The sequence below is a fragment of the Micromonospora sp. NPDC048894 genome, assembly GCF_040649765.1.
Taxonomy (GTDB): domain Bacteria; phylum Actinomycetota; class Actinomycetes; order Mycobacteriales; family Micromonosporaceae; genus Micromonospora; species Micromonospora antibiotica.
Window position 1 is genome coordinate 83878 of the sequence record NZ_JBEZFY010000020.1, and the last position, 20662, is coordinate 104539.

Annotated in this window: 17 protein-coding genes and 3 tRNA genes; 10 read left to right on the forward strand and 10 right to left on the reverse strand. The window is 72.6% G+C overall.

What is annotated here, in order from left to right:
- The first annotated feature begins 38 nt into the window (after positions 1–38).
- Positions 39–632, forward strand: a complete 594-nt coding sequence (locus AB0C22_RS29605; RefSeq protein ID WP_219465259.1) for a hypothetical protein — start codon at positions 39–41, stop codon at positions 630–632.
- A gap of 96 nt (positions 633–728) precedes the next feature.
- Here the strand turns inward: AB0C22_RS29605 and AB0C22_RS29610 are convergent, their stop codons facing one another.
- A complete protein-coding gene (locus tag AB0C22_RS29610) occupies positions 729–3038 on the reverse strand; it encodes a phospholipid carrier-dependent glycosyltransferase (protein ID WP_357538198.1) in 2310 nt (769 codons plus the stop codon).
- 155 nt (positions 3039–3193) lie between these two features.
- Between AB0C22_RS29610 and AB0C22_RS29615 the strand changes: the two genes are divergently transcribed.
- Complete coding sequence (locus tag AB0C22_RS29615; RefSeq protein ID WP_219465255.1) at positions 3194–3898, forward strand: glycosyltransferase family 2 protein; 705 nt, start codon at positions 3194–3196, stop codon at positions 3896–3898.
- Positions 3899–3955: 57 nt separating this feature from the next.
- On the opposite strand, the gene AB0C22_RS29620 is transcribed toward AB0C22_RS29615, so the two are convergent.
- Together AB0C22_RS29620 and AB0C22_RS29625 are read right to left on the reverse strand one after the other, a co-directional pair.
- Positions 3956–4855, reverse strand: a complete 900-nt coding sequence (locus AB0C22_RS29620; RefSeq protein WP_219470463.1) for a transketolase — start codon at positions 4853–4855, stop codon at positions 3956–3958.
- Positions 4856–4857: 2 nt separating this feature from the next.
- Complete coding sequence (locus tag AB0C22_RS29625; RefSeq protein WP_219465253.1) at positions 4858–5580, reverse strand: transketolase; 723 nt, start codon at positions 5578–5580, stop codon at positions 4858–4860.
- Positions 5581–5625: 45 nt separating this feature from the next.
- Between AB0C22_RS29625 and soxR the strand changes: the two genes are divergently transcribed.
- The gene (soxR, locus tag AB0C22_RS29630; protein ID WP_219470461.1) at positions 5626–6087 is read left to right on the forward strand and encodes a redox-sensitive transcriptional activator SoxR; all 462 of its coding nucleotides are present in this window, start codon (positions 5626–5628) and stop codon (positions 6085–6087) included.
- Positions 6088–6250: 163 nt separating this feature from the next.
- Here soxR and AB0C22_RS29635 read toward each other — a convergent pair whose 3' ends face one another.
- Positions 6251–7228, reverse strand: a complete 978-nt coding sequence (locus tag AB0C22_RS29635; protein ID WP_219465251.1) for an NAD(P)H-quinone oxidoreductase — start codon at positions 7226–7228, stop codon at positions 6251–6253.
- Positions 7229–7554: 326 nt separating this feature from the next.
- Between AB0C22_RS29635 and AB0C22_RS29640 the strand changes: the two genes are divergently transcribed.
- Positions 7555–7641 (forward strand) — tRNA-Ser (locus AB0C22_RS29640).
- A 232-nt stretch (positions 7642–7873) separates the two neighbouring features.
- Here the strand turns inward: AB0C22_RS29640 and AB0C22_RS29645 are convergent.
- Positions 7874–8308 (reverse strand): hypothetical protein, encoded by a 435-nt coding sequence (locus AB0C22_RS29645; protein WP_357538201.1) that lies wholly within the window; start codon positions 8306–8308, stop codon positions 7874–7876.
- Between the two features lie 1271 nt (positions 8309–9579).
- Positions 9580–9960, reverse strand: coding sequence for a nuclear transport factor 2 family protein (locus AB0C22_RS29650; RefSeq protein WP_219465244.1), 381 nt, complete (start codon positions 9958–9960; stop codon positions 9580–9582).
- A 145-nt stretch (positions 9961–10105) separates the two neighbouring features.
- Here AB0C22_RS29650 and AB0C22_RS29655 point away from each other — a divergent pair, with 145 nt between their 5' ends.
- A complete protein-coding gene (locus AB0C22_RS29655) occupies positions 10106–10639 on the forward strand; it encodes a YbhB/YbcL family Raf kinase inhibitor-like protein (protein WP_357538203.1) in 534 nt (177 codons plus the stop codon).
- A 51-nt stretch (positions 10640–10690) separates the two neighbouring features.
- On the opposite strand, the gene AB0C22_RS29660 is transcribed toward AB0C22_RS29655, so the two are convergent.
- Complete coding sequence (locus AB0C22_RS29660) at positions 10691–11401, reverse strand: methyltransferase domain-containing protein (RefSeq protein WP_357538205.1); 711 nt, start codon at positions 11399–11401, stop codon at positions 10691–10693.
- 418 nt (positions 11402–11819) lie between these two features.
- On the opposite strand from AB0C22_RS29660, the gene AB0C22_RS29665 reads away from it, so the two are divergent.
- Positions 11820–13508, forward strand: coding sequence for a hypothetical protein (locus tag AB0C22_RS29665; RefSeq protein WP_357538211.1), 1689 nt, complete (start codon positions 11820–11822; stop codon positions 13506–13508).
- Positions 13509–13523: 15 nt separating this feature from the next.
- Here AB0C22_RS29665 and AB0C22_RS29670 read toward each other — a convergent pair whose 3' ends face one another.
- Positions 13524–14303 carry a hypothetical protein gene (locus AB0C22_RS29670; RefSeq protein ID WP_357538213.1) on the reverse strand — a complete coding sequence of 260 codons (780 nt, stop codon included), beginning with the start codon at positions 14301–14303 and terminating at the stop codon, positions 13524–13526.
- Positions 14304–14642: 339 nt separating this feature from the next.
- Between AB0C22_RS29670 and AB0C22_RS29675 the strand changes: the two genes are divergently transcribed.
- On the forward strand, positions 14643–16145 hold the full coding sequence (locus AB0C22_RS29675) for a peptide deformylase (protein WP_357538207.1): 1503 nt from the start codon (positions 14643–14645) through the stop codon (positions 16143–16145).
- A 99-nt stretch (positions 16146–16244) separates the two neighbouring features.
- On the opposite strand, the gene AB0C22_RS29680 is transcribed toward AB0C22_RS29675, so the two are convergent.
- Positions 16245–17363 carry a globin domain-containing protein gene (locus tag AB0C22_RS29680; protein ID WP_219465239.1) on the reverse strand — a complete coding sequence of 373 codons (1119 nt, stop codon included), beginning with the start codon at positions 17361–17363 and terminating at the stop codon, positions 16245–16247.
- Between the two features lie 145 nt (positions 17364–17508).
- On the opposite strand from AB0C22_RS29680, the gene AB0C22_RS29685 reads away from it, so the two are divergent.
- On the forward strand, positions 17509–18282 hold the full coding sequence (locus tag AB0C22_RS29685; RefSeq protein ID WP_219465237.1) for a CPBP family intramembrane glutamic endopeptidase: 774 nt from the start codon (positions 17509–17511) through the stop codon (positions 18280–18282).
- Positions 18283–18407: 125 nt separating this feature from the next.
- On the opposite strand, the gene AB0C22_RS29690 is transcribed toward AB0C22_RS29685, so the two are convergent.
- Complete coding sequence (locus AB0C22_RS29690; protein ID WP_219465236.1) at positions 18408–19424, reverse strand: hypothetical protein; 1017 nt, start codon at positions 19422–19424, stop codon at positions 18408–18410.
- 987 nt (positions 19425–20411) lie between these two features.
- Between AB0C22_RS29690 and AB0C22_RS29695 the strand changes: the two genes are divergently transcribed.
- Together AB0C22_RS29695 and AB0C22_RS29700 are read left to right on the forward strand one after the other, a co-directional pair.
- Positions 20412–20502: transfer RNA gene (locus tag AB0C22_RS29695), tRNA-Ser, on the forward strand.
- Positions 20503–20537: 35 nt separating this feature from the next.
- Positions 20538–20610, forward strand: a tRNA-Arg gene (locus AB0C22_RS29700).
- The last annotated feature ends 52 nt before the right edge of the window (positions 20611–20662 follow it).

The following is a 20662-nucleotide window of genomic DNA, read 5'->3' on the forward strand; positions in this document are numbered from 1 at the left end:
CCGCGACGCTGGTGGCACCACGGACCAGAGGGAGAGTCATGGCACATCGGGGAATCGCCGTCACCGCCACGTCGCTGCTCGCGGCGCTCACGCTCGGCGTCGCCGGCTGCGGTACGGCCCAGGTCGCGCAGGACGGCACGAAGGTCGCCGTCGTCGAGGTGGCCGCCGCGCTGGGCGTCGAGGGGCAGGCGTTGGCCGCGCTCGGCCTCGACCCGGTCGAGTTGGACCTGCTCGCCGCGCCCGCCGCGTCGACCACCCCGTCCCCGCAGGCCGGGGCGAAGGGCAAGCGGAGCGAGCGGGTGAAGGAGCTGCGGCAGCGCCGGCAGGCCCGGGTGCAGCTGGGCCGCAACGGCCTGCACGGCGAGGCGGTGGTACAGACCAAGGACGGCACGAAGACCGTCGTCGTGCAGCGCGGCGAGGTCACCGCGATCGACGGCGACTCGGTGACGGTGAAGTCCACCGACGGCTTCACCCTCACCTGGAAGCTGGGCGAGCAGCTCCGGGTGGTCGAGCGGCGCACCACCATCAAGGCCAACGACGTCAAGGTGGGTACGAAGGTCAACGTGGCGGGGGCCAGGGACGGCGACGCCAGCGTGGCCCGGCTGATCGTGGTGCCGGTCAAGCAGAAGTGACCCGTGGGGACGGTCGGGCCGGCGTTGGCCACCACGCCGGCCCGACGTCCCGCCGACCGGTTCAGCTGGCCGGCGCTGCCGGCGGTCGGATCGCGCTCAGCGGGGCGGGGGCAGCGCGTAGCCGACGTGGTCGCGGTACTCGATCGTCCAGCCCGCCGGGACCAGCCGGGCGCACTCCGTGCGGGGGCCGGTGCAGACGATCGCGTCGACCGAGGTGGGGTCGGCCGGCGGCCGGTCCGGCAGCACCGACTGCAACGCCACCAGCTCGGGCGAGCGGCCGTCGTCGCCGCGCAGCAGCAACCACCAGGGGTACTCCCAGTTGTCGTTCTGCTGCACCAGGCCGATCCGTCGGGCGTCACTCGCCCGCACCGCCGAGGCGGCCCACCGGAACTCGTCGGCCCACTGTGGCCGGCGCAGGAACCGGGTGTCCCACTCCGAGGTGGTGAAGACCGAGCCGGCACCGACCAGCCGGCGCGGGAAGCCGTACGACAGGGCCAGCACGCCGGCCAACGCGGAGGTGGCCAGCACGGTCACCACCAGCCCGGCGGCCACCGACCCTCGTCCCGCCCCGGGCCGCCGCCGCAGCACCGCGTCCACCCAGAGCCCGGCCAGCGGTACGGCCAGCACCAGCGCGTACAGCAGCAGCCGGTTCCCCCACGGCTGCCACTTGATCATCGCGGTGTGCAGAACCACCGCGAGCACCACCACGGCCGCGTACGCCCGCAGTGTCCCCGGTCGACCGGGGCTGACCCGGCGGGGGCGGGCCAGCGCGAAGAGCGCCCCGAGCAGCGCCAGCGACCCGGCCAGCGGGAAGGCCACCCGGTCCTCGTCGGGATACCAGGAGGGCACCGGGAAGACCTCCCGGCCGAAGGTGATGGCCCGGTCCTGCGGGTCGACACCGACGGCGCGGGAGCCGGCCGTGATCGCCCCCGCGGTGCCGGCGCGCAGCGGGGCGAGCGGGGTGTCGAACGCGGTGTGCCCGATCCGCAGCGCGTTGACCAGCACGGACGCCGGGTCGTGCCGTTCCATCGGGATGGACTCGCGCAGTCGTGGCGGCCCCAACGGGTGGCCGAACTCGGCGGTCTCCCGGGCCAGGAACGGCCCCACCACGGTCGCCGCGACCAGCAGCACCAGCAGCGAACCGCCCACCGTCCGGGCCACCTGCCGGGTCCCGGTGGGTGCCGGCCGGTCGGCCGCCCGGGTCGCCGGATCCGACCCGACACCGTCGACCGCCCGGCCGGTCCGGTCGGTGCCGGCCCCGGCGGAGCGACCGGTGCCGGCCCCGGCGGAGTGACCGGTGCCGCCTCCGGCGAGGCGGAGCTGGGCCAGCCCCCAGAGCAGCAGCAGGGGACCGACGGCGATCAGCCCGCTGGTCTTGGTCAACGCGGTCAGGCCGGTGGCCGCGCCCAGCGCCAGCGCGGTGGTCAGGTCGGCCCGGCGGCGCAGGCCGTCGAGCACCAGGGTGGCGGCGCAGGCGGCCCAGGCGGCGGCCACCAGGTCGGTCTGGGTGCTGGTCGCCTGGAGGGCCACCATCGGCGTGGTGGCGAGCAGGAACGCGGTGAGCAGTTGGGCCCGCCGGCCGCCGCCGAGCTGGGCGGTGATCCGGGTGGCCGCCAGCAGGCAGCCGATCCCGGCGGCCCACTGCACCAGGTTGTGCAGGGCGTCCCCGCCGGTGAACAGGCGCAGGTGCAGCAGCAGGTATTCCGCGCCGGGCGGGATGGTCACCTGCCGGTGGATGGCGGTGGGCCAGAACTCCAGGCTGCCCTGGGCCACCCAGTGCTCCACCTTCGGCAGGTGGTAGGTCTGCGAGTCGAAGTTGTTGGGCTCGGCCAGCAGCGCCACCACCAGCTCGATCGACACCATCGCGAGCACCCCGCCGGCGAGCAGCCGCTCGCCCCGGGTCGCCGTACGCCGCAGGTGGGTCAGGCGGCCCGCCCAGTCGGACAGCACCGCCGCGACGCCGCGCCCGGCGGTGCTCGGCAGTTCCGCGCGGGTGCCGGCGGCCGGGTCCCCGGTGAGGTGGTCCGCCCTCGGCCCGTCCCCGCCCGGGCCCTGTGCCGTCGGGCCGCCCACTGCCGAGCCGACCAGCGCCGCCCGGCGGGTCCGGGCGGCGGTGGCGCCGGGCCGGCCGGCATCCCGCCCGGACCGTCGGTGGGTCGCCGCCGCGACCGCCACCCCGGCGACGAAGAGCAGCCAGGCCAGGGCGAAGGCGGGCAGGGTGAGCGCGTCGAGGGCGCCGAGCACCTCTACGGTCAGCACGGCGAAGACGCCGGTGAGCAGGGCGGCCCGGACGACGCCGAGGCGGTGCGGGGCGACAACCCCGGCGGCTCGGGGCCGCAGCAGAGCGGAGAGCACCACGAGCGAGGCGACGGGGGCCGCCACGAGCATCCAGCCGGCTGCCGACATGGGCGGAAGTAAACACCATTGCGCTGAAAGACCGGGTGCCGGCCGGTACGGTGGCCGCGGATGACGGGAACCCGCCGCTGCGGTGGCGACCCTCGCGGGGCCGATCTGCCAGGCTAGGCTAGGCCCGACTCACTGTCGCCACCGTGGAGATTCCCGTGAAGCTCTCGATCCTCATGCCGGTCTACAACGAGGAAGAACGCATCGCGGATGCCCTCAAGCAGGCATTGGCGGTCGATTATCCGTGCGAGATCGAGCTGGTCGTGGTCGACGACGGCAGCCGGGACGGTACCGGGGAGATCCTCGGCCGGGCGGACGACGCGCGGCTGCGGGTGATCACCCACTCCCGCAACGCGGGCAAGGGCGCGGCGATCAAGACGGCCGTGGACAGCGCCGAGGGCGAATACATGGTCATCCTCGACGCCGATCTGGAGTACGACCCGCAGGACATCCCCCGGCTGCTCGCCCCGGTGCTCGACGGGCGGGCCACCGTGGTCTACGGCAACCGCACCTTCGGCAGTCACAGCGCCTACAGCTTCTGGTACGTGATGGGCAACAAGGGCGTCACGATGGCGGCGAACGTCCTGTTCAACTCCTACATCGGCGACCTGGAGACCTGTTTCAAGCTGATGCCGGTCGAGCTGTACCGGTCGCTGGGCATCCGGTCCCGGGGGTTCGGGATGGAGGCGGAGGTGACCGGCAAGCTCCTGCGCCGTCGCATCCGCCCGTACGAGGTCCCGATCAGCTACCGGGCGCGCGGGCGCGAGGAGGGCAAGAAGATCACCTGGAAGGACGGCGTCGAGGCGATCTGGATCCTCGGCCGGGAACGCACCCGTTCCCGGCCGTCGCGCGCATCCCGCTGAGCGCGACGGCCGGGCCCGCCGTGGCCTCCGGTCGGCGTGTCGGAGACCGCCCGGTCGTCAGGAAGGGCCGGTGTGGTGGCCCGCCGCCAGGAAGTCGCCGATCGCCCGGCGCAGCCCGGCCGGATCGAGGCCGTGCCACCGGTCGTGATCCTCGGCGGTGCCGTAGCGCCGCAGCTCCGCCCGGCCCACGCCGAGACTGAGCTGCCGGTGCGGCCGGTCCGCCAACGCCTCGGCCACCACCCGCGTCGAGGTGCCGGCCAGGTAGGGCTCCACCACGATCACCTCGCCGCCGGCCAGCGCCCGTAGCCCGGCCACGTCGAACGGCCGGGGCCGGTGCGTGTAGGCGACCGTCACCGGTAGCCCGGCCACCGCGGCGAGCGCGGCGTCGAGCACCGGACCGACCGCCACCAGCAGCGCCGCGCCCGGCCCGGCGTCGCGCAACACCTGCAACCCACCCGCCTGCGGGTACGCCCGCGTGTTGCTGCGCAGCGACAGCCGCAGGTAGCTCGAGTGCTGCCCGCAGACCGCGTCGCGCAGCAGGTCGGGGACCTCGTCGGGGTGACCGGGCACGTGCACGGTCCAGCCGTCGAGGGTGTCGATCAGGGCGACGTCGGCCGGGGCGAGGTGGGTCCGGCCGGCCTCCGCCCGGTCGTAGGACGCGCCGATGCTGACCAGCACCGCGCCGACCCCCTGGTGGTCGAGGTCCAGCTTGATCTGCTCGTACGCCCGCTCGACGAGGAACGGGGCGTAGCTGTGCACGATCGGGCGCTGCCCGGTGAGGGCGAGCCCACCGGCCACCCCGACCATCAACTGTTCCCGGATGCCCACGTTGACCACCCGGTCCGGATACCGTCGGCCCGCCTCGGCGAAGGCGTCGGCGGAGATGTCGGCCAGCACGATCGTGGTCCGGGGGTCGTCGAGGAACCGGGTGGCGCTGGCGACGAAGGTGTCCCGCATGGTCATGACCGGCTCCCCGGGGTCGGTCCGTCGACCGCGACGACGACGTGCGGGCGGTGGCCGTCGTGGCCGGTGAGGGCGGCGTGCAGGGCGTCGTGATCGTGCCCGTCGACGGTGGCGGCGGTCCAGCCGTTGACGGTGAACCGGCTGGCCACCCCGCCCGGCCAGCCGTGACTGGCCGACGCGTTGTCGACCACGATCGCGGTGAGCCCGGCCAGGCCGGTCGCCCCGGCGTACGCGATCGCCTCGTGGTTGGAGCCCTCGTCGAGTTCGGCGTCGCCGAGCAGGACGTACACCCGGGGGGTGGTGCGGCCCTGGGCGCGTAGGCCGAGCGCGGTGCCGACGCCCAGCCCGAGGCCGTGGCCGAGGGAGCCGGAGCCGATCTCGACGCCGGGGACGAGGGTGCGGTCGGGGTGGCCGCCGAGGCGGCTGTCGGGCCCGCCCGCGTCGTCGAGCCAGTCGACGGGGATGAACCCCTTGGCGGCGAGCACCGCGTAGTAGCCGGCCACGGCGTGCCCCTTGGAGAGCAGGAAGCGGTCCCGGTCCGGGTCGTCGACGGTGGCCGGGGTGACCCGCAGGACCCGGTCGTAGAGCACCCAGTGCACGTCGACGGTTGAGTACACGTTGTCGTCGTAGGCGTTGCCGGCGCGGATGCGTTCCAGCGGCGCGACGACCGGGGCGGGGAGGGTGCGGCCCCACGGGCGGGTTGCGGTCGGTGTGGTCATATGGCTAGCGTGCAACCTGAAGTTGACTTCAACTCAAGGGTCATGATGCACGAGTCACTCACCATCGGGCAGCTCTCCGCGCGCAGCGGGGTGGCCCAGTCGGCGCTGCGCTACTACGAACGCCTCGGGCTGATCAACGCCGACCGCACCGGCGGCAACCAGCGTCGGTACGCCCGTACCGAGCTGCGCCGGGTGGCGTTCATCCGGATCTCCCAGCAGGTCGGCATCTCGCTGGAGGAGATCCGGACCGCGCTGGACTCGCTGCCCTCGTCCCGCGCCCCCAGCCCGGACGACTGGGCCGCCCTCTCCCGCACCTGGCGGGAGCGGCTGGACGAGCGGATCAAGCTGCTCGGCAAGCTCCGCGACGACCTGGACGGCTGCATCGGCTGCGGTTGCCTGTCGTTGCAGCGCTGCACCCTCTACAACCCGGGCGACACGCTGGCCGGCGAGGGCCCCGGCGCCCGCCTGGTGCTGCCCCGCCGCGACGGCCCGCGTCCGCCGGCCTGAACGCTCCCGGGCTCTGGGCTGCGCTGCCGGCCTGCTCACCGCCGAGCCGACCGACCAGCCGTAACCCCCGTACCCCCGCCTGGCGTGGGCCGTGCCGCCGGGCCTGGTCCGGGGTCCGTGCGGTGCTCCTGCCGCCGCACCACCTCGTGGTCCGGCCGGGCCGTCACCCGGTGGTGAGCAGCACCTTGCCCACGTGGTCGCCCGACTCGACCAGCCGGTGCGCCTGCGCGGCGTCGCGCATCGGCAGCCGCCGGTCAACGATCGGTCGGACCGCGCCGGACTCCACCAGTGGCCACACCTGCTCCCGGACGCCCCGGACGATGTCCGCCTTGTCGGCCAGCGGACGGGAGCGCAGCGCGGTGGCCGCCACCGACGCCCGCTTCGCCAGCAGCGCGCCCAGGTCCAGTTCCGCCTTGCGCCCGCCCTGCATGCCGATCACCACCAGCCGGCCGCCGTCGGCCAGCGCCGCCACGTTCCGGCCCAGGTAGGAGGCACCCATGATGTCGAGGATCACGTCCGCGCCCCGCCCGTCGGTGACCCGCCGGACCTCCTCCACGAAATCCTGCTCCCGGTAGTCGACGGTGTGCGCGGCACCCAACTCCCGCAGCTTGCCGTGCTTGGTCGACCGGGCGGTGGCCACCACGGTCGCGCCCAGCGCCGCACCGAACTGCACCGCGAACGTGCCGATCCCGCTCCCGCCGCCGTGCACCAGCAGCGTCTCGCCCTTGCCGAGGTGGGCCACCCGGACCAGGTTCGACCAGACCGTACAGGCCACCTCGGGCAGCGCGGCGGCGTCGACCGGGTCGACGCCGGCCGGCACCGGCAGTAGCTGCCCGGCCGGCACGGCCACCCGTTCGGCGTACCCGCCGCCGGCCAGCAGCGCGCACACCGGCTGACCCACCGCCCAGCCGGTCACCCCCGCACCGAGCGCGCCGACAACCCCCGAACACTCCAACCCGGGGTACGCGGGCGCACCCGGCGGCGGCGGATACTGCCCCTGCCGCTGGAGCAGATCGGCCCGGTTCACCGCGCTGGCGGTCACCTCGACGACCACCTCACCCGCACCGGGCTCCGGGTCGGGCACCTCCGCCCAGACGAGCGCGTCGGGTCCACCGGGTTCCGGGATCGTGATCGCGTGCATGGCCCAGTCTTACCCGATCCGATCCAAAAACGCAGTCGTCGACGGTGGCGGTGCGGTGACACACGTCGGTCTGACGACAACTGCCACTGCGGCCACCTTCGGTCGGCAAAATCCACCACCCGTCGTCCGGGGCGGGCCACCGCTCGCCCAGGACGGCCGGAAATTCGGCCACAGTGGACCGACCGGGTGAGGTCACGCTGGTCATGCCATGGATCAAGGACCCCTTTCCGGTACGCCGAACCCCGCCCGACGGTGATGGGCCGGCTCGCCCGGACGCGGTTCGTGGCAGACTAGGCACAGGCCGCGCACCCGTGGGTGGCGGTCCGGGAGGGTTCGCCTAGTGGCCGATGGCGCTGGTCTTGAAAACCGGTAAGGCAGCGATGTCTTCGTGGGTTCGAATCCCACACCCTCCGCGTCCAGAGCCGCAGCAACGCACCCTCACCAGTGTTGACCCTGCCAGGTGGCGTCTCGCAGTGTGCGCCGTCCATGCGTGCCCGCCTTCAGCCGCTCATGGAGCCTGCTCGAACGGCGCGGGCACGTCCTCGGCTGACCTTTCGTGTCACCAGAGGTCGCGAAGCGTCACCGGAGTGCTTCTCGGGGCGCGTGCCGCTTCCTGCCGGTCGGCAGGAAGCGGCAATGAGGTGGTCAGCAGGCCACAAGATGGCGGACAGCGTCCTGCGCCTTCTTGAAGTTCTCTTTCCTGCCGGGCGGAAGTCCTCCATCGATCGCAAGCTGAAGGGCCGCCGTTACATCCTCGATCAGCGATCGAAGAATCTGGCCGTGCTTCGCGTTGGGCGGAATGCTCCACTCGCGCTCGAAGATGAGCCGGTAGTAGTCGGCGACGCCGACAGTCACCCAGCGCTGCCTTGCCGATTGGTAGACAATTCCGTCCAGCAGGCCGGGACCCTCGTCGTCACCGAGGGCCTCCTGATCTCCGTCTGACAGCGGAACATAAAGCCAGAGGGAGATGTCCCCGGTGTAGCCGAGTGTGCGCCAGAACAGATGAGCCTGGCCGCCCGTTCTGAATATGCCGAGGGTGGGTACGCCGTTGTAGCGATCGAATATCTCGACCTCCTCCACCGAGGTGACCGGTGCCCACGCTAGATTGCCCAACTTTGGGAGAACCGACTTACTCACGAGTATCACCTCCCGTGGACTCAGTGAAGCACTTGTCGAAGCTCATCGCCATACCGTCATCCCACTCGGTAGGCCCATATGGCCCAGACGGTGGGAAGACCGAGACATGGAGGGGATTCCCCCGGGTGGGTGAGTGGACGACTTCGAAGCCGGCTTGACGCAGCGCGCCGACGGTGGTGTACCGAGCCTTGGCCCAAGGTGGTGCAGCTTTTGTAACGAGGAGCGCCACCGCCATCTTGGACTGCCTGCCGATGATCAATGACATCTCGGTCTCACCGATGTCTACCCGCAGGAAGTTGCGGAAATCCTCTCCTTCCTCTCCGTACTGAGTGAGTTCGACGCCGTCTCGCAGGTACTGGACCTCGGCTGCGCTGCCTTTTCCACGGGGCACTCAGGGTCCGCCTTTGGTAACTTCATCGAGCAGGGGTTGCATGAAGTTACCGAAAGTGCACCGGTAGTAGTGTCGGAAGTCCGACACTTGGAGCTGCGGGGTGACAGTTACCCTCCTTCTTGCTGTCAAGGTGCAACCTAGCGGTTCTATCGCTTTTAAGTAGTGAATCAGACAAAATGCCCGCAGTGGTGTGATGCGGTGCTCTGCGCTGACACCGCCGTACCGCCACCGTCGACGGTCTTCGCGCCAGCCTGGGTACAGTCGGCTCGGCTATTGGCGGCCAGTGGTCGACAAGATGGAGTCGATCGGTCCCGACAGGGTCGAGTGGATTACGGATCGCTTCCCGCTTCCGGCCATTCCAGCCCGACGAGTCTGTCGGGCAGGACCTTTTCGCGTTTCGCGGTGCGTCCGAGTCGATCAGCGCACGTATCGAGCCGCTGCGCCGCGTCGAGTCGAGCGGGGAACCGTATGACGAACTGCGCCAGATCGGTCGAACATCAGCGATGTGTGGCGGCGGAAGAGTCATTCTTGCTCCGGCGCGACTACATTTGTTTGCTGGCCGGATGTGTGCAGCTTGTTGTCTGGCCGGATCGTGCAGCACCAGGAGCCCGCGGATGAGGGCTCGGGGTGGCAGGACACGCGCAGGCGGGCGTGGCGTGCGCACCTGCACTCCGGTGGGCCAGTGAATCAGGCAACGACGCTCATTGACGCACGTCAGTACCTCCCATTCCGGGAGACCTTCCCCGATGGCCGCCAGCACGACGGGTCACGTCCGTCCCGCGTGGCGGCTGACGGCGCTGGATGGGTGCCCGCACGTCAGCAGTCAGGGGACGGGGCTGAGGTGGGCGGCGAGGATGCGCCAGCCGTACCCGTCGTCGTAGGCCCAGGTGCGGGTGTAGCGCAGCCGCGCCGCGAACGGCGAACCCTCGAAGGTGCCGCTGACCCGCCCCCGGAAGAACGTCACCCCCGTCGTCCCGGCGACGAGCAGCTCCAACTCCTCCTCCACCAGCTCGTCGAGCACCGAACTGCCACTGCGGTGCGCGGCCAGGTCGTCGGACTTGCCGAAGGTGCGACCGTCCGGCCCGACGGCGATCAGCCGGTCGTCGAGCAGGGCGTCGAGTGCTGCCACGTCGCCGGCCCGTTGGGCGGCCTGGAGGCGGCGCTCCGCCTCCAACAGTTCCGCCTCACGTTCGGTGTCCCGCATGTGCCCTCCCGGTCGTCGACCGGCCCGTCGGCCGCGTCCCCTCATTCTGGCGGCCCGACGGTGCGCGGTGCTTCCGGTTCGTCGTCCCCGCCCGGCGGGGTAAGAAGGGGCAGAGGAAAACGCGCACACCGGAAGGACCTTCCCGATGACCCTGGAACGACCGATCGCCCCGGACCCGTACGAGCTGCTGCCGACCGTGTCGTCGTTCGACCTGACCAGTGACGACGTGCACAACGGCGAGCCGATGGACGCCCGGTACGCGCACGGCAGCACCGGTGGCGAGAACGTCTCCCCGCACCTGGCCTGGTCGGGTTTCCCCGCCGGGACGAAGAGCTTCGTGGTGACCTGCTTCGACCCGGACGCCCCGACCGGCAGCGGTTTCTGGCACTGGGTGCTGGTCGACGTGCCCGCCTCGACGACCAGCCTGCCGACCGGCGTGCAGGAGGCCGACCTGGGTGGGGCGTTCAGCGTCCGCAACGACTACGGCGACACCGGTTACGGCGGCGCGGCCCCACCGCCGGGTGACCGTCCGCACCGGTACGTCTTCGCCGTGCACGCGGTCGGCGTCGACACGCTCGGCGTGGGGCCGGACGCCAGCCCCGCGTACGTCGGCTTCAACCTGGCGTTCCACACCCTGGCGCGGGCGGTCATCCGGCCGACGTACCAGATCAAGGAGTGAGCGGTGCCCCGCCGGTCCCGCGTGGGCGGGGCCGGCGGGCGGGCGGCACGGTCAGCCGGGTACCCGGGCGACGGCGAAGACGGACTGGCCGAACGGCGGCCGGACGAGCTGCTCGACGGCCTTGGTGGCGGGCAGCACGAGGGTGTCGTACACCTTGACCATCGGGCCCTCCTTCGGCATCAGCCGGAAGACCTTGGTGGCCATGAAGTAGCCGATCAGGCCGAGGGCGTTGGCGTAGTGCATCGTCTCGACCCGCAGCCCGGCCGCGGTCATCGCGTCGCCGAGGGTCTTCTTGGTGTAGCGGCGCACGTGGCCGGTGGCGATGTCGGCGGGGCCCATCGCGAACTGGAACGCCGGCACGATGATGATCACCGCGCCGCCGGGCCGGACCAGGTCGCGCATGCTGCGCAGCGCACCCACGTGGTCCTCGATGTGCTCCAGCACGTTGTACGACACGGCCGCGCTGTAGTCGCCGCCGCCCGGGTGCGGCAGCAGCATCTCGCGGACCTCGATCGTCGGCTCGTCGACCAGCCGCTCCTTGAGCAGGATCAGCCGGTCCGGATCGGCCTCGGTGGCGGTGAAGCGGGGGACGTGCCGCGCCCACTCCAGGGCGTAGTCGCCCAGGCCGCTGCCGATCTCGATCGGGTCGTCACCGAGGTGGGGCACCGCCAGTTCGACGAACCACCGGCGGTGGTTGACCGCGGTGGCGAGGCCCTCCAGGACCTCTGACTGGACGCGCTGATCCCCAGTGATTTCTACCATGCGTCGATTCCTCACGATATGACTGACCCGCGCCTGGACCGACAGAGTGAATCATCCGCGCGAGGGGCGGAGGAAACGGGGCACTGTGAAGGCCGAATTGTGGTCGGGGGAGGGCACGTGATCGGCGGTCGGCGAACCCGGCACATAGTACGGCAGTACCCGAAACATGTCACGTGCCCGCCATAGGCCAACTACGCTGTGAATTGTCATGACTACTTCTGAATCGGAGCCTGTCGCCGGCCGGTCCGGCGTCGGGGACGCCGAGCCGGTGCCGACCCGGCGTGTCGTCCGGCGGAGGTGGCGGCGGGTGTTCCCGACGGGCCGCCCGCGTCGCCCACCTGCCCCGGCGGCGGGGGGTCCGGCGAGGGCGGGGTGGCGGTGGGACGCGCTCGCCGTGGCCAGCTATCTCGCGCTGGCGATGTGGGTCACGGCCCGGTTGTGGCGCGACCCCGGGGCCGGGGTGCGGGACAACCGGTCGGACCAGGCGCAGTTCGAGTGGATGATGGCGCACGGCGCTCGGGTCGTCACGGAATGGAGTTATCCGTTCGGTTCGGACCGGATGAACGTGCCCGACGGCGTGAATCTGATGGCGAATACCTCCGTATTATCCATCTCAATACCAATGACCCCGGTCACCATGCTCTTCGGGCCGCACTGGTCCTTTCTTCTTTTCCTCACCCTCGGAATGGCGGCCACCGGCACCGCCTGGTACTTCTTCCTGTCCCGGGTGGTGACCCGGTCCCGGGGGCCGGCCTGGCTCGGCGCAGCCTTCTGCGCGTACGCCCCGGCGATGGTGTCGCACGCCAACGCCCACCCGAACATCGTCTCCCAGTTCGTCGTACCGCTGATCATCTGGCGCACCCTGCGACTGACCGAGCCGGGCCGGTGGCTGCGCAACGGGCTCCTGCTGGGCCTGCTGATCGTCTGGCAGGCCTTCCTCAACCTGGAGATCCTGCTGATGACGGCGATCGCCCTGGCCGCGGTCACCGGCGCCCTGGTCATCGGCCGGCCGCAGCTGCGTACGGCGGCCCGACCGTTCCTCGCCGGGCTGGGCGTGGCCGCGCTGCTGTCCGCCGTGCTGCTCGCCTACCCGCTGTACGTGCAGCTCTTCGGGCCGGGTTCCTACCACGGGTTGTCCCGGCTGATCCGGGGCTACCGCACCGACCTGGGGGCGTTCGTCGGCTGGTCGCGGGAGTCCCTGGCCGGTGACGCCCGGTCCGCCGACCCGCTGGCGCGCAACCCCACCGAGGAGAACGCGTTCTTCGGCTGGCCGCTGGTCGTCCTCACGGTCGCCCTGGTCTGGTGGCTGCGGCGCAACGCCCTGGTGCTCGGCCTGGCCGCGCTCGGGCTGCTCTTCGCCGTCCTGTCGCTGGGCCGGGAGGTGCAGCTCAACGGGCGTAACACCGGCGTCCCCGCCCCCTGGGCGCTGCTGGAGGAGTTGCCCCTGCTGCACTCCGTGGTGCCCACCCGGTGGTCGCTGGCGATCACCCCGGTCATCGGCGTGCTGCTGGCCCTCGGCGTGCAGCGGGCCCGGGATCTCGCCCACCGGCACCCGACCGCCAGGCGACAGATCCGCTTCGTCACGGCGACCGTCCTGCTGATGGCCCTGCTGCCGCTGCTGCCGACCCCGCTGCCGGCGACCCGCCTCGACCCGGTGCCGGCGTTCGTCACCTCCGGCGGGTGGCGCCCCTACGTCACCGGGGGCCGCAGCGTGGTGACCCTGCCGCTGCCCGACAACACCTACGCCGACCCGCTGCGGTGGTCGTCCCGGACCCGGCTGGAGATGCCGCTGGCCCGGGGCTACTTCCTGGCCCCCGACACCCGGCCGTGGTCGCCCGAGCCGGACGCCGCCCTGTTCACCGCGCCGTACCGGCGGACCAGCAACTTCTTCGGCGGGATCGCGCGCACCGGCACCATCCCACCGGTCACCGCCGCCGACCGACGGGCCGCCGTGACCGACCTGCGCTACTGGCGGGCCGGCGTGGTGATCCTCGGCCCGCACCCGCACGCCGACGCGCTGCGCCGGGCGATGACCGCGGTGACCGGCATCACCCCCGTCTGGACCGGTGGGGTGTGGCGTTGGGACGTCCGGCCGCTCACGGGCTGAGCGGGGGCGGGCCGGTCAGGCCGCGCGGACGCAGCAGCCCTGGCAGACCTTGGGGCTGGGCAGGGTGAAGGCGAGACAGCAGGTGCGCCGCTGCACGGTCGGCTCGCCGCCCCGGCCGGGCACCAGCTCGACCAGGTCGGCCATGCCGAGGGTGTCGAGCAGGGTGTCGATGGTGCGCACCGACGGGCCGGGCAGGGCGTCCGCCGCCCGCAGGATGCCGTGCGCGATGCCCGAGGCCACCGAGCCGAGCAGGGTACGCGCGCCCACCCGCACCTCCGCCTGGATCGCGGTGACCATCGGGGCGAGATGGGCGTCGAGCAGTGAGGCGCGCAGGAGGCCGAGCAGCTCGGCCTCGTCGGCGGCGACCCGGACCCCGGGCTGGCCGGTGAGGGCGAGCGGGTCACCGGGCAGCACCGCGACGGTCGTCGAGCGGCGCAGGCCCATCGTGAGCAGCTGCCGGTGGTCCTCGAAGTGGATCAGCACGTCGGCCGGGTCGAGCAGCGGCACCCGGCGGGCCGAGGCCCACCCGAGCACCACCGGCAGCGCCGTCCAGTAGCTGTAGGACTTCCAGGCCAGCGCGGCGCAGGCGTGCGGGGTGCCACCCCAGCGGCGGGCGGCGGCGCGCAGGAACTCGGGCATCCGGGTGCCGTCGACGAGGGTGGTGGCGGGGCTCCAGCCGAACTCGTCCGCCACCACCAGACCCGGCGCGAGGCCGGGCAGCGCGTCGGTGCCGAACATGGCCCGCAGGGTGGTGGTGACCGGGGCGAGCCGGCCGGCGAGATCCTGGCCCGGCATCACCGCCGTCATCCCGACCCCCTCCCGTCACCGCTCGTCCGCCGTGGGTGGCGGAGGTCTCGTCGGCCACTCCGGTGCCGGAGGGGTCGCCCGTGAAGCTAAGGCTAGCCTAACCATGCTTGGGGTCCTGAGGGAAGCCTCTCCGGCAGCGGATCGGGAGGTCGGGATCACCATGGCCGTCCGGTCGGCACGGATCAGCCCGGTTCGGCTACTACCCGACCGAAGGCGCGGAAAACGCCGGCGGTGTCAAGGCATATGTCGACAACGTGCCAGTTCGGTACGGGGAAACGGAGAAAACGTGAAGACTTGTCGTCCCGGCTGCTTTGCGTGAGGAAGCTGATGACGACCTCTCCCCTGGAGCGGGCCGCCGATTCGTTCGCGGCGGAACTCGCCCGGCACCGGACGGGGCGAGGGCTGACCAAGAAACAGCTCGCCACGTTGATGGGTTTCGACCCGTCGTACGTGAGTCACGTCGAGGGGCGTCGGCACCGGCCCACCGAAGACTTCGCCCGCCGCGCCGAAGCCGTCCTCGACGCCGGCGGCGTCATCTGGCAGTGCTTCCGCGAGTACGACCAGCTCCGCCAGGCCCGTGCCGTTCCCGGGCAACGTGAACCGACACCCCCCGGGCGGTGGCTCCCGCCGGGCACCGGGCTCGTCGTCGAACAGGAGACCGCCACCCTCACCCTGGTCGACGGCACCTACCGGTGCGTGATCCGTCGTCGACTGCACAACGCCGGCACCGAACCGGTCACCCGCTACCTCGTCCGGGTCGCCGTCGACCGGTGGCCCGACGATCCGGGGCGCTCCAACCGGCACCACCGGGAACACCCGCTCACCTTCGCCGAGCTGCGCTTCCGGGCCATCCACCACGACGACGGCGGCCGCGAACCGATGCACTGGCGGGTCCGCCACGACCGGGACGCGTACAAGGAGATCTGGCTGCTGTTCGAGAACGCCGACGGGCCGTTCCCGCTGCACCCCGGCGATCGCGCCGAGGTCGAATACGCCTACCGGGTCGGCCGGGTCAAGTGGGGCCCCTGGTTCCAACGGGCCGTCCGCCTGCCCACCCGGCACCTGGCCGTGCGGCTCGACCTCCCGGCGGCCCTCGACCCCCGGGTCTGGGGGGTCGAGACCTCGCTCTCCGCCGACGAGGGGCCACTGCGCACCCCGGTCCGCCGACACGACCGGGGCGACCGGGTGGTCTTCGACTGGTCCACCGACGACCCGCCGCTCAACACCCGCTTCCGCCTCCAGTGGCGGTTCCGCCAGGAGCCGGCGGAGACGACGCCGCAGGTGCCGGCCCGCCCCGCCGACCGGCTGCGCGCCCTCGGCGTGCTGCCCCCCGACGCCACCGCGTCCGGCCGGCCGGCCCGCCCCTTCGACCTGCCCCGGGAAGCCGCCGCCGCCCGCGAAGTGGCCGGCCGGCTCACCGACCTGCTGGCCCAGGCAGACGAGGTGCACACGTTCAGCGCCGGGATGGGCCTCGCCGCACCGCAGCTCGGCCTGGACGTCGCCGTCGCCGTCGTGCGCCCCCCCGACCGGACCGCCCCGCCGGTCGTCCTGGTGAACCCCCGGCTGGTCGCCGAGAGCCCGGAAACCGTCGAACAGTACGAGGGCTGCCTCGCCACCGCCGACCACCGCGGCCTGGTGCCCCGCCCACTGCGCATCGACGTGGAACACGCCCGCTGGGACGGCAGCCGGATGATCACCTCGTTCGCGTACGGGATGGCCCGGTTGGTCGCCCACGAGATCGACCACCTCGACGGGCGGGCCTGGACCGACCGGATGGCACCCGGCGTGCCGCTGGTCCCCGTCGAGGAGTACCGCGACAGCAACGCCTGAACCCCTGCCCCGGACGCTGATCCGGGTGGGCACGGAGGGGACCGGGGCGCGTGCCCCAGGGGGCGGGGGCACGCGCCCCGGTTCGGGGGGAGTAAAGCTCTACAGGTTGCCGAACGTGTCGTACCGGATGTGCTGCGGCGGGACGTCGTCCTCGGCGAGCGCCCGCAACGTCGCCCGGACCATCGCGGCTGAGCCGGAGACGTAACAGTCGTGCGACGTCCACGGGCCGTACCGGGCCACCACCTCGGGGACGTCCCCACGCTCGCCGTCGAAGCCCGGGTCGTCACTGCACGACGGGGTCACCGACAACCAGGGATGCGCGGCGACCAGCTCCTCCAGGCCGGCCAGGCCGTACAACTCGTCGGCGTGCCGGGCACCGTAGAACACGTGCACCCAGCGGGCCCGGTTCCAGCCGGCCAACTCCTCCACCATCGCCTTCACCGGCGCCAGGCCGACCCCGCCGGCCACGCAGAGGATGTCCCGCCCGGAATCCCGGTCCACCGTCATCGACCCCATCGGAGCGGCCACCCGCAGCAGGTCACCCGGCTTGGTCCGGCGCACCAACGCCCCGGACACCCAGCCCGCGCCGGCCGGCGTACGGACGTGGAACTCCAGCACGTTGTCGTCGTTTGGGGCGTTCGCCACCGAGTACGTCCGCCACACCCGGGGCAGGTGCCGGGGCACCTCGACACTGACGTACTGGCCGGCCCGCCAGACCAGCGGGTGCTGGAGGGCGCGGACGGTCAACACGGCGGTGTCGGTGCCGTACCGCTCGTGGGTGAGGACCTCCGCGTGCCAGAACGGCGGATTCTCGTCCGACTCCGCCCCGGCCAGCATGGTCGCCGTGATGGCCGCGTACGCGTCCCGCCACGCCTGGTCGTACTCCAGGCTCCAACCGTCACCGGCAGTGGTACGCAACGCGTCGAGCAGCGCCACCCCCATCGTCGCGTAGTGCGCGGCGTCGACGTGGTACTTGCGGTGGTCCCGGCCCAGCGAGCGCAGGTACTCGTCGAAGCTCTCCGGATCGTCCATCACCTGGGTCGCGGTGACGATGGCGTCCAGGATCCGGTCACCCTGGCCGGTCATCTCCGCCGGGAACAGCCGGCGCAGCTCCGGATCGAGCAGGAACAGCCGGGCGTAGAAACGACCGCTCAGCCGGTTCCGGTCCTCCTCGACCAGGGTCCAACTCTCCTTCAACAGCCGAGCGAAGTTGTCCACGGGGGGCGGTCCTCCTCCTGACGGCGGATCGGGCCCCGATAGAATGTCCACGGAGCGTATATAGCGGTCGCACAGACTGTGCGATCGGCTCGTCCGGGGCCACCGGCCGGTGCCATCGGGCCACCCCGTCGGGCAGAGTGGTGCGGTGACCGATGAGCAGCCCACCCGCCCCGTGACCCGGCGGGTCCTCGGCACCGAGACCCTGCTGGTGCTCGGCCTGTCGCTCGGGCAGTCGGCCGTCTACGCCGTGGTGTCGCTGACCGCGAAGCTGACCGCCGACGGGCCGCTGTCGAAACAGACCGCCTCGCTCAACACCTCGCAGTCCGCCCGGCCCTGGCTCGACCTGACGTACCAGTTGCTCGGCATCGTCTTCGCGCTGCTGCCGGTGCTGCTCGCCGTACACCTGCTGGCACGGGACCCCGGCGACCCGGCGCGGACCCTCGGCGTGGACCTGCGACGGCCCGGGTCCGACCTGGCCCGGGGCGCCGGGCTGGCCGCGCTGATCGGCCTGCCCGGCCTGGCCCTGTTCTGGGTGGCGGCGCAGCTCGGCATCAACGCCACCCTGGTCCCCGCCGGCCTGCCGCCGCTGTGGTGGGCGGTGCCGGTGCTGGTCCTCGCCGCCGTGCAGAACGCCGTGCTGGAGGAGGTGATCGTGGTCGGCTACCTGGTCACCCGGCTACGCCAGCTCCAGTGGCGGATCGGCGCGGTCATCGCGACCAGCGCGCTGCTGCGCGGCTCCTACCACCTCTACCAGGGCTTCGGCGCGTTCGTCGGCAACGCCGTGATGGGCGTCGTGTTCAGCCTGTTCTACCTGCGCACCCGGCGGGTGATGCCGCTGATCGTGGCGCACACCCTGCTGGACGTGGTCGCCTTCGTCGGCTACTCGCTGCTGCCCAAGGACTGGTTCGACTGGCTCTGACCGCCGCCACCCACTGCCCGCGCCGCCCTCCTGTCGCCGCGCCGCTCCGCTGTCGATGTTCCGGCGGTGGTCACTGAAGTGCCGCGGAGGCCGCCGACGGTGAGCGGGTTCGGTGGGGGCCGGCCCTACCGGCCGACCCGGGCCGGCCGGTAGGAGGCCACCGCCCGGGCAGCGAGCCGTTCGGTTGCCGCCGCGTCACCCGCCGCCGTCGCCAGTACCGCCGCCCCCGGCAGCAGCCGGGCCGCCAGCCGGAGCGCAGCCCAGCCCCCGGCCTGCGCGGCCAGCGGAGCCGCCAACCGCCAGGCCGCCTCCGCCGCACGCGGCCATGGCCCGTCACCGGGCCCGTCCGCCGCCCGCGCCGAGTCCAATGCGGCACGGGCGCTGTCCGCGTCCGGGTGCACCTGGGTCAGCACCAGCAACTCCACCGCCCGGTCCGGGTGGAGCGGGTCCCGCCCGTAGGCCGCCGCCACGTGCAGCACCAGCGCGGACTGCGTCCAGAGCACCGCCGTCAGCTCCGCCACCGGCGCGAACAGCCCGGCCACCGCCGCCGTCGCCCCACCCACCCCGGCCCACCTGACGAACCGCCGGGTGGCCAGCCGGGCCAGCCCGTCCGGACCGGCATCCGGGTACGCCTCCCGCAGCCCGCGCGCCCACGTCTGCGCGCGCGGCCCGATCCCCTCGACCGCCGCCAGGGCCAGCAGCTCCGGGGCGAATCCCGGGTGGGCCAGCAGCCGGGCCCGGAGCACCGCCAGCTCGACCCGCTCCGATGGCACGCCGTCCGGGTCCGCTGCCGCCTCGGCAGGTGCGTCGGTGGCGTCGGGCTGTGGGGGCACGGCTCGTGGGCCGTGCTCCGCCAGGTCGGCGGTGGCCGGCCCGGGGGCGGTCGGCGCGGTGCCGAGTTCCGATCCGGCGGGCGGACGCTGCCCGCCCGCCAGGTCGGGCCCTGCTACCGGGTGCTGCCCGATGGTCGGGTCGGGTTCCCCGGTGGGGTTGGTGGTCGCCGCCGGGGCGGGTTCCGGCGGTGCCGGTTTCTTCGGTGAGGTCGCCCGCTTGCGGGGCGCAGCCCGGCGGGTGGTCGGGCCGGCCTCCTCCGCCGGCGCCGCCTTCCGGGGGGCCCGCTTCCGTGGCGGCGTGCCCGGCACCACCGGCGTGGTCGTCGTCGGTGTGGCCGCTTGCGAAGCCGTGGACTTCTGTGCCGGTCTGGCCGTTTTCGGTGGCGGAACCGGTGCCTGTGGAGCGGCTGTTTCTGTCGGCGTGCTCGTCTCCGCCGAGACAGCTGACTCCGGCGTCTCCGCCGAGACAATCGTCTCCGGCGTCTCCGGCGTCTCCGCCGAGACAGCGGTCTCCGGCGGTGGATCGGGGGTGCCGGGGACTGTGGTGGGCCCCTCGGCCGGGTCGGGCCGTAGTTCTCGCCGGGGTGGGGAGGTGGTGCTGCCGGCGGCCGCCCCCGCCGCCCGGCTGCGGGCGGTGCGTCGCGCGGCAGGCGACCCGGGGATCGCGGCGGGTGCCGGCGCGCTGCCCGCGGCGGGGGCGGCGTCGCGTACCGACCTCTCGTCCCCTCCGCGCTGCGCGGGTGCGGTCGGCGGACCGCCCGCCGTGCTGGTCGGCTCCTCTGCCGGCGGACCGCCCGCCGTGCTGGTCGGCTCGTCTGCCGGCGGACCGTCGGCCGCGCGGCGTGGTCGGGCGGCAGGCGGCGGCGATGGTACGGGCGACCCGTCGGCGGGGGGTTGGAACAGCACGGCCGGTGCCGCCTTCGTGGGGCGACTCCGCTTCGGCCGGGGCGTCGCCTCGTCATCGGAAGGTTGTTGCTGCCGGGGCGGTACGGGCGGCGGCGTGAAGGTCGCCTCCGGCGAGCGGCGACGCGCCCGGTCGCTGGCGGGGCGACGGGGCGGGTCGCTCGGCGGCTGCTCCTGCATGGGACAGGAGCGTAGCCGCGAACGTGACCTGGCACACGCGGGAATACGCGTGCGGGGCGGTGTCGTGGGAGGGCGGCCGCCGCCCCGCAGCCACCTCCGGGCTGACCCTCCGGCACGATCCCCAGCAGCGCTTGCAGTCGGTCGGGATAGTCGCTTTGCCCCGGGTGGGGGCGGACCTGTATCCTCGTCCGCGGTGGTCCGCAGGGTCACCGAGGAGACTTCGCCTAGTCTGGTCTATGGCGCCGCACTGCTAATGCGGTTGGGGTCTTAAAGCCCCTCCCGGGTTCGAATCCCGGAGTCTCCGCGCAAAACCGGTTGTGTAGACTGGTCGAGCACCGGGCGCCCGTAGCTCAATGGATAGAGCATCTGACTACGGATCAGAAGGTTAGGGGTTCGAGTCCCTTCGGGCGCACAAGATCATGAGGGGTCTGGCCTGCCGAAACGGCGGTCAGACCCTTCTTGCT